The sequence below is a fragment of the Promicromonospora kroppenstedtii DSM 19349 genome, from assembly GCF_000515355.1.
GTDB classification, from domain to species: domain Bacteria; phylum Actinomycetota; class Actinomycetes; order Actinomycetales; family Cellulomonadaceae; genus Promicromonospora; species Promicromonospora kroppenstedtii.
The window spans coordinates 1,028-2,899 of the sequence record NZ_KI911623.1; the positions used below are offsets into that span (position 1 = coordinate 1,028).

Here is a 1,872-nt window from a genome sequence, read left to right on the forward strand (position 1 = left end):
GAGCTGGTCGTGCGCCGGCGGCTGGTGATGTCGCGGCGGGACGGCGACGGGGAGAGTGACCTGCGCAAGGACTGTGCCCTCGGCATCGGCCGGCCCGGCGCCGACCAGCCGGGTCGGCACCACCAGCACCTCGCCCGCCGTGAGGCCGTCGTGCACCCCGGGGTGTCGCACCACGCCGACGTCGAGCAGCCCGTCCCGTAGCAGGTCGACCAGCTCGACGCTGCCCGCGACGGTCGGGGCCACGGCCGTCCCGTCGGCGGCGAGGGCGCGCAGGAGCCCCGGCACGGCGTCCTCCAGGTCGGCGGCGATACCGAGGCGCACCTGCTCGGGCAGGGCGAGGTCGCGGGCGGCGGCAACGAGATCGTCGGCGGCGTCGAGGAGGTCGCGCGCGGCGGGGAGGAGCTGCCGCCCGGCAGCGGTGATCCGTACGCTCCGCGCGTCCCGGTCGAACAGGCGCACGCCGAGGTGCCGCTCCAGGCGGCGGATCCCCTGGGACAGAGGCGGCTGCGTCATGCCGAGGTCGGCGGCGGCGTTGCCGAAGTGCCGCACGTCGGCGACGGCGCGGAAGAAGCCCAGGTGCCGCAGCAGGTCCACCTCGGGAGCGTAACCGGGCACCATATCGAGATCGACTCGGGTCACGTCCACAAGACTCTTTGACTCTCCCGACGCCGTCCGCGGAGGGTGTGGGTCATGACGACACCCACCTCCCCGACGCGGGGCCTCAGCCGCCGCGCCCTCATGACCAGCGCCGGCACCGCAGCTCTCGGCGTGCTCGGCGGCGTCGCCGGAACCCACGCGCTGGCGGCGGACGCCGCCCCGGCGTCCGAGACCCGGCCGCCCGCCGCGCCGAGCGGGTTCGCCTCGTTCTCCTGGCTGGGCACCTCGGGCTGGAAGATCCGGACGCCGGCCACGACCGTACTGCTCGACCCGTACGTGACGCGGTTCGACACCGGCCTCGCCGCGGGCAAGTTCGCCGCGACCGCCAGGCTGAGGGTCGACGCAGCTGCCCTCGACCGCGCGCTGGGCCGGGCCGACTCGGCCGACGGCGGCGTCGACTCGATCCTGGTGACCCACACCCACTGGGACCACTTCGCCGACGTGCCGCACCTGGCCCGTACCCGCGGCGCCATGGTCTTCACGACGCTGACCGGCTACCACCTTGCCCTGGCCATGGGGGTGCCGCAGGGGCAGCTCGCCGTCGTGCGCGGTGGTGAGGAGATGCACCTGGGGGATCTGGTGGTGCGGGTCGTGCCGTCGCTGCACAGCCGGACCGCGACCGGCGCGCTCCTGTTTCCCGGCGTCCGCACGCAGAAGCCGGCTCGGCCGCGGACGATCGCCGACCTGCCCGAGGGCGACACCCTGTCCTACCTGTTGCGGTCGCCGCAGGGCCGGTCCGTGCTGCTGCTCGGCGGCAGCGACTACGACGACCAGGCGTTGCGGGGCCTGCGCGTAGACACAGTGGCGCTGCCCGTGCCGAGCACCGACGTGACCGCCGGCTACGCGGAACGCCTGCTGACCGTGCTGGACCAGCCCGAGCAGATCGTCCTGGTGCACTGGGACGACTTCGAGACGCCACTGGCCGACCCGCCGCGCACCACCGACGCCACCCGGACCCGGATGCGCGACCTCACCGAGCAGATCCGCAGGCTCTCGCCGCGCACGCGGGTCGTCGAGCCGGATTACGGGACGCCGCTCGACCTCCTGTGACCGGGCGGGACGCCGGTCCTGGTGCTGCGCTGGTCAGGTGGGGTGGGCCCAGGAGAGGTCGGGTCGACGCACCCGGGCGCGGGCTCGACCATGTGGCCGACCAGCTGGCGGGTGTTCCGGGTGTGGTTGGCGGGGTGGTGGGCCCGGTCGGTAGGCGATGGGGCC

At 74.6% G+C, this 1,872-nt stretch carries 2 protein-coding genes; one reads left to right on the plus strand and one right to left on the minus strand.

Annotated elements, in window-relative coordinates:
- Positions 1 to 639 (minus strand): LysR family transcriptional regulator (locus PROKR_RS05420; protein ID WP_245605715.1); only part of this gene is annotated, 639 nt, incomplete at its 3' end.
- 51 nt (positions 640 to 690) lie between these two features.
- On the opposite strand from PROKR_RS05420, the gene PROKR_RS05425 reads away from it, so the two are divergent.
- A complete protein-coding gene (locus PROKR_RS05425; protein WP_036960339.1) occupies positions 691 to 1,707 on the plus strand; it encodes an MBL fold metallo-hydrolase in 1,017 nt (338 codons plus the stop codon).
- The last annotated feature ends 165 nt before the right edge of the window (positions 1,708 to 1,872 follow it).